Annotated in this window: 8 protein-coding genes; all 8 read right to left on the bottom strand. The window is 41.2% G+C overall.

Features of this window, described 5'->3' with window-relative positions; all coding sequences use genetic code 11:
• On the bottom strand, positions 1-415 hold a 415-nt coding region (locus HMPREF0549_RS00695; RefSeq protein WP_003716320.1), incomplete at its 3' end, for an acetyl-CoA carboxylase biotin carboxyl carrier protein.
• Positions 416-1,654: a beta-ketoacyl-ACP synthase II gene (fabF, locus tag HMPREF0549_RS00690; protein WP_003716319.1), complete on the bottom strand. Its 1,239-nt coding sequence runs from the start codon at positions 1,652-1,654 to the stop codon at positions 416-418.
• An 11-nt stretch (positions 1,655-1,665) separates the two neighbouring features.
• Positions 1,666-2,397, bottom strand: a complete 732-nt coding sequence (locus tag HMPREF0549_RS00685) for a beta-ketoacyl-ACP reductase (RefSeq protein ID WP_003716318.1) — start codon at positions 2,395-2,397, stop codon at positions 1,666-1,668.
• Positions 2,388-3,320, bottom strand: a complete 933-nt coding sequence (locus HMPREF0549_RS00680; RefSeq protein ID WP_003716317.1) for an ACP S-malonyltransferase — start codon at positions 3,318-3,320, stop codon at positions 2,388-2,390. The genes HMPREF0549_RS00685 and HMPREF0549_RS00680 overlap by 10 nt, the downstream gene beginning before the upstream one ends.
• Before the next feature lie 2 nt (positions 3,321-3,322).
• Positions 3,323-3,571: an acyl carrier protein gene (gene acpP, locus HMPREF0549_RS00675; RefSeq protein ID WP_003716316.1), complete on the bottom strand. Its 249-nt coding sequence runs from the start codon at positions 3,569-3,571 to the stop codon at positions 3,323-3,325.
• 23 nt (positions 3,572-3,594) lie between these two features.
• On the bottom strand, positions 3,595-4,563 hold the full coding sequence (locus HMPREF0549_RS00670; RefSeq protein ID WP_003716315.1) for a beta-ketoacyl-ACP synthase III: 969 nt from the start codon (positions 4,561-4,563) through the stop codon (positions 3,595-3,597).
• Positions 4,564-4,584: 21 nt separating this feature from the next.
• Complete coding sequence (locus HMPREF0549_RS00665; protein ID WP_003716314.1) at positions 4,585-5,025, bottom strand: MarR family winged helix-turn-helix transcriptional regulator; 441 nt, start codon at positions 5,023-5,025, stop codon at positions 4,585-4,587.
• Positions 5,026-5,106: 81 nt separating this feature from the next.
• Positions 5,107-5,553 (bottom strand): 3-hydroxyacyl-ACP dehydratase FabZ, encoded by a 447-nt coding sequence (gene fabZ, locus HMPREF0549_RS00660; protein ID WP_040530605.1) that lies wholly within the window; start codon positions 5,551-5,553, stop codon positions 5,107-5,109.
• Positions 5,554-5,785 lie beyond the last annotated feature (232 nt).

Raw genomic sequence — 5,785 nt, 5'->3', positions numbered from 1 at the left:
CAAAAAGTGGTTGCTGATATTCCACCAGCTCACCATTATCAACGTTAATGACAGAAACCGTTCCAGCAACTTCACTTTTTACTTCTGTCATCATTTTCATTGCTTCAATCACACAAACAACGTCACCCTTGTTAACGTGGCTTCCCACCTTAACATATGGTGGTTGATCTGGTTTTGATTGAAGGTAAACCGTTCCTACGAGGGGAGCTTTAATTTGGGCTCCCCGTGGTTCGTTTTTAGAGGAGTGCTTTACTGGTTGATCAGCCACCTCAGGAGTATTAGTTACTGGCTCTTGAGAAGCTGGTCGATCATTTTTACTCAGATAGAGATGAAAGCTACCGTCCTCGATCTTCAATTCCCGGACAGATGACTTTTCAAACTCTGTCATAACTTTTTGAACATTATCGACATCCACTTAATCATCCACCCACTTTCGGAAAGCTAATACTGCATTATGACCACCAAAGCCAAAGGAGTTGCTTAATGCGTATTCTGCATCAGCATCGTCTTGGTTATCAGCAGTCACTAAGTTAACGCTACACTCTGGATCCTGGTTAAAGCACCCAACATTTTGTGGTAGTTTTCCTTTTTCTAGAGCAGCGATAGTAACAACTGCTTCAATCGCTCCGGCAGCTCCTAGGAGGTGACCAGTCATCCCCTTAATAGAACTAACACGAACCTGACTATCCTCACCGAAGACCTTATTAATTGCTAGGGACTCACCACTGTCATTGGCATGGGTTGCGGTTCCGTGGGCATTAATATAATCAACGTCACTGGCTTGAATCCCAGCTTCATCAATTGCGTTTTGCATTGCCCGTGTTGCGCCTTTACCTTCCGGATCAGGAGCGGTTATATGGTAGGCATCACAAGTGGCACCGTAACCGACAACTTCACCAAGAATCTTGGCATTCCGCTTCTTAGCGTGTTCCAAACTTTCGAGGACAAGCGTTCCGGCACCTTCACCAAGGACAAAACCATTCCGGTCCCTATCAAATGGCAACGAAGCCTTCTCTGGATCCTCACTTGTCGAAAGTGCATTTAAGGACGCAAAGCCCGCAATTCCGATTTCGTTAACGGATGCTTCTGCACCACCGGCAATCATTACCTGAGCCCGGCCTTCCTTCACTTGACGGTAAGCTTCACCGATTGAATTCGTACCGGTAGCACAAGCAGTTGTGATTGATGTACAAATGTTTTGGGCGTTAAAACGAATTGCGATGTTTCCGGCAGCCATGTTTGAGATTGCCATTGGAACAAACATTGGTGAAACCCGCCGTGGTCCCTTATCATGCATCTTAATTACTTGTTCTTGAATTGTGGTTAATCCACCAATTCCTGAACCGTAAATAACTCCCAAATCTTCTGGATCCGTATTTTCTTCAGTGATTCCAGCTTGCTCAATTGCTTCAACTGCTGTCTGGATCGCATATTGAGAATATAAATCCATCCGGCGAGCAGCCTTTTTACCAACAACTGCCTTTGGATCAAAGTCATCAACTTCACCAGCAACAGTAATTCCAGTTTCACTTGCATCAAACTTAGTAATTGGTTTAATCCCAACTTTTCCCGCTAAGCTATTGTTAACAAATTCATCTAATCCGTTACCATTTGGCGCAATTGCACCCATTCCAGTAACTACTACCCTTGTCATTTTATCCACTCCTAAATGGTCATTCCGCCGTCAATTACGATGGTTTGTCCCGTCATATAGTCATTTTGGGCCAAAAAAAGTACCGCTTGGGCAACTTCTTCTGGTTTCCCTAGTCGTTTTAGCGGAATTTGGTCAACTATTCTTTTTTGATTACGTTCTGATAGAGCAGCCGTCATGTCACTGGCAATCATTCCCGGAGCAACAGCATTACTCCGGATACCACGTAACGCTCCTTCTTGAGCAACGGTCTTTGTCAAACCAATTATCCCCGCCTTGCTGGCAGCATAATTAGCCTGACCGACGTTCCCGTGAATTCCAACTACACTTGTAATGTTTACAAAGCAGCCGCTCTTTTGCTTATACATCTTCTTCAAGATCGCCTTCGTTAGTAGGAAAGTTCCTCTTAAATTGACGTTAATAACATCATCAAAATCACTCTGCTTCATTGCAACTAGTAATTTATCCTTGTTCATCCCAGCATTATTCACAACAACGTCTATATGACCATAAGCCTGCCAAGCAGAATCAGCTAGTTGCTGAACATCATCAGGGTTAGCCAGATCCGCAGTGATAAAAGTGTAATTATCCTGAAAATCCTTTAATTTTTCCCCTTCTTCTGCGCTCAATGAATGGCGACCATGAAGAATCACCTTACTCCCTGCTCTTAAAAAGGCTAATGCAGTAGCATTCCCAATTCCGCGGGTACTTCCGGTGATTAAAACGACCTTATCTTTTAACTCCATTCCTGATGCTCCTTTATAAATGCTTGGTAGTCCTCAATTGAGGAAATATGTTCACAGTTCAAACTTCTGTTTACCTGACGAGCAAACCGACTGAGAGTCTTTCCTGGTCCGATCTCAAGCACTCCATTAATTTGTTCATATTCAACTAATTTCTGGAGATCCTCCCCAAAATGGGTTGGCTGTGCTAATTGGCGTTCAAGGATTTCCGCAATGTTATCAGCAGCAAAAGGCTGAATAGTGGTATTACTAATTACCGGAACTTCTGGCTCAGTGAATACCACGTCCTTTAACCGCTGATGCATTTTTTGTCGTGCTGGATTAAACAATGCAGTATGAAAGGCCCCACTAACGTTTAATACAATTACTCGCTTAGCAGCTTCCTGTTGTTTCAATAACTCCGCAACTAGCTGTACCTCTTTTTCTGGGCCACCGATTACTAGTTGTCGTGGTGAATTATAATTTGCGACTGTCACTTTAGGATGGTCCTTTAATACCCAGTTAACACTATCCAAATCAGGATTAATTAACGCGGCCAAACTACTTGCTACAGCATCAGCATCAGCTTGCATATACCGTCCACGATCGGCTAATAAACTCAATCCTGGTTTAAGCGCCAATGCTCCAGCGCTAATTAAAGCGGCATACTCGCCAAGCGATAAACCAATCATTCCCGCAACCGGTAATTTTGGTAAATCACGTTGGAGCATTCTATAGATTCCACAACTAACAGCAACTAATGCTGGTTGAACATTCTTGGTTTCATCCAGTTCTCCCTGTTCACTCTTTAGGATCCGAATAATATCTAGTTCCGTTGCTTCGCTTGCTGCTTGAATTGTCTGCTTAAACAAGTCGTCAGTTAAAAAATCAAGCCCCATTCCTGGCTTCTGTGATCCCTGACCACTAAAAAGAATTCCGAGCTTCATTATTACTTATCAGCAGGTAACTTCTTCGCAACGTAATCTACAACGTCACCAATAGTTTCAACCTTGGCATCGTCGTCATCTAATTCAATATCAAACTTATCTTCTAATTCATTCATGATTTCAAAGACATCTAAACTATCAGCGTTTAAGTCGTTTTGAATGTGAGTTTCCAAAGTAATCTTTTCTGCAGAAACGTCCAATTCGTCAGCGGTAATGTCCTTAACAGTGTTAAAAATTTCTTCTTTAGTCATTTTTCTTTTCCTCTTTCTATTTACTAATATTTAATTACCATTGCTCCAGTAGTGAGGCCACCACCAAAGCCGGCTAGTACAACTAACGATCCCCGATGAACCTGCCCATTACGAACACATTCATCCAGTAAAAGTGGCTCGCTAGCTGCAGATGTATTTCCATACCGATCGATATTGATCGGGAACTTAGTTATTGGTTGGTTCAACCGCTTAGCTACTTGTGCGATTATTCTGGCATTTGCCTGGTGGAGTAAAAATAAATCCACTTGATCTGCTGTAACTTGAGCACTATCCATGGCTGCTTGAATAGATCGCGGCACTTCATGAGTTGCAAATCGATATACCTCTCGACCATTCATTTGAAATGGGGCTAATGAAGTAACTGGCTTAGGAAAACTCCCGCCAACTGTTGTCTGACCAGCAACTAATTTGTCACCTAAATTACCAAATGTTGCTAAATCCATCCCCATCAAATGATGTTCGGAGCTTTTTTCAATTGCTACTCCACCAGCACCGTCACCAAAGAGTACCGCCGTTCTGCGGTCATTCCAGTCAATAATTTTCGAAAGAACTTCACTCCCGATTACAACTGCCCGTGACTTATTAGTACTAGCTAATAATCCATTAGCAACAGTTAACGCGTAAATAAAGCCCGAACAAGCAGCCGAAACGTCAAATGCCAACGCTTTGGTCATTCCTAATTTTCCTTGGACAATTGCAGCCGTTGAAGGAGTATACGAATCGGGAGACATCGTTGCTACAATAACTAGGTCAACCGATTCTGGTTCCCAGTTAGTTTGCTTAAGCAACTTTTGCCCAACCTTAACGGCTAGGTCTGAAGTATTTTCCTTCAGACTTATGTGTCGTTCAGAAATTCCCGTCCGCGTTTTGATCCATTCATCGCTTGTATCCATCAGTTCACTTAACTGATCATTAGTTTTTACTAATGGCGGTACGTAACCTGCGGTTGATACAATTTTCCAATTATCCATTACTTCTCTTTCCCCTACTCACTAAGAATGATCCTCCACAAAGTCCTCCAGATTCCGGAGAGCCTTATGAATTACTTTTTGCTCATTTTCATCCATATCTTTTAGGAAACTTTTTACCATCATGTTGTGGAAGGCCCGGTGTGCACGATAAAGGACCCGTCCCTTGTGGGTTAATCCTAACCTGATTATTCGGCGATCCTCTTCATCATGGAACCGTTCAGCATACCCCTTTGCAATCAAACGGTTAGCCGTTGCGGTCATTGTTCCTGGTGAAAGGTGAAGTTTCTTAGCTACTTGAGAACTAGTTTGATGGTCATACATTGAAATCGCATCAATTGCATGCATTTCCTTAATTGTTAAATCATTAAAAGTACTTTCTCGTAACTTTTTTTCTTCAATCCATAAAATTCCGTTATAAATTCTAATTAAAGACTCATTAATTTTTTGGTATTCATCAGCCATAATGCATTGACTCCTTATTGTTGTAGTTGCTAAAAATAATTAATTTTACTCATCAAAATACATTATAGTCGAAACTTACCTTTAAATTTTTTCATCTCGATCAGCAACAATAAATACCAATTCTGCACTACATGCTTTTTTCCCATCTACCGTTGCGACCGCATCGACAATTCCCATTCGACTGCGCTTCTTAGTGATGGTGATGTGCAATTTAAGAACGTCACCAGGACGAACTACCTGACGGAATTTTCCTTTATGAATTGCTCCAAGATAAGCTGTTTTTTTATAAAACTCAGGAGACTTAAGAATTAAGATTGAAGCAGCCTGTGCCAACGTTTCAATAATCAATACTCCAGGCATTACTGGGTTACCAGGGAAGTGTCCCTGGAAAAATGATTCGTTGATTGTGACATTTTTAGTTGCCGTAATCTCTTTTCCAGGATCCAATTCATCAACATAGTCGATATAGCAAATTGGGTACCGGTTAGGAATCAAATCCATAATTTCCTGAGCGGTCATTATAGCCAAAGCAGTTACCCTCCTCAAAGAAAGTATTTCGAATATCAAAATATTCGATGTTCAAATTATATTTAGATTTATTTTGATTGTCAAACTAAATTTAAATTATCAGTTAGTGTATACTTAATAATTCCCCAATTCTCAATGCATCTACATAGTCTTTAATCGTTGATATATCAACATTGATCATTTATTAATTTGATTGCCTTTCTTTTGAAGTAGCTCCCTAAATTTATTTTGG

Origin of the sequence: Limosilactobacillus vaginalis DSM 5837 = ATCC 49540 (genome assembly GCF_000159435.1) — a bacterium.
In the GTDB taxonomy this organism is placed as follows: Bacteria; Bacillota; Bacilli; order Lactobacillales; family Lactobacillaceae; genus Limosilactobacillus; species Limosilactobacillus vaginalis.
Note: the sequence above shows the minus strand (reverse complement) of the source record. Positions and strands in the feature narration are given on the sequence as shown.

Coding starts and splice junctions, on each gene's coding strand:
- HMPREF0549_RS00680 (WP_003716317.1), bottom strand. CDS start 3,320: ATGAAGCTCGGAATTCTTTTTAGTGGTCAGGGATCACAGAAGCCAGGA.
- HMPREF0549_RS00685 (WP_003716318.1), bottom strand. CDS start 2,397: ATGGAGTTAAAAGATAAGGTCGTTTTAATCACCGGAAGTACCCGCGGA.
- fabF (WP_003716319.1), bottom strand. CDS start 1,654: ATGACAAGGGTAGTAGTTACTGGAATGGGTGCAATTGCGCCAAATGGT.
- HMPREF0549_RS00670 (WP_003716315.1), bottom strand. CDS start 4,563: ATGGATAATTGGAAAATTGTATCAACCGCAGGTTACGTACCGCCATTA.
- HMPREF0549_RS00665 (WP_003716314.1), bottom strand. CDS start 5,025: ATGGCTGATGAATACCAAAAAATTAATGAGTCTTTAATTAGAATTTAT.
- acpP (WP_003716316.1), bottom strand. CDS start 3,571: ATGACTAAAGAAGAAATTTTTAACACTGTTAAGGACATTACCGCTGAC.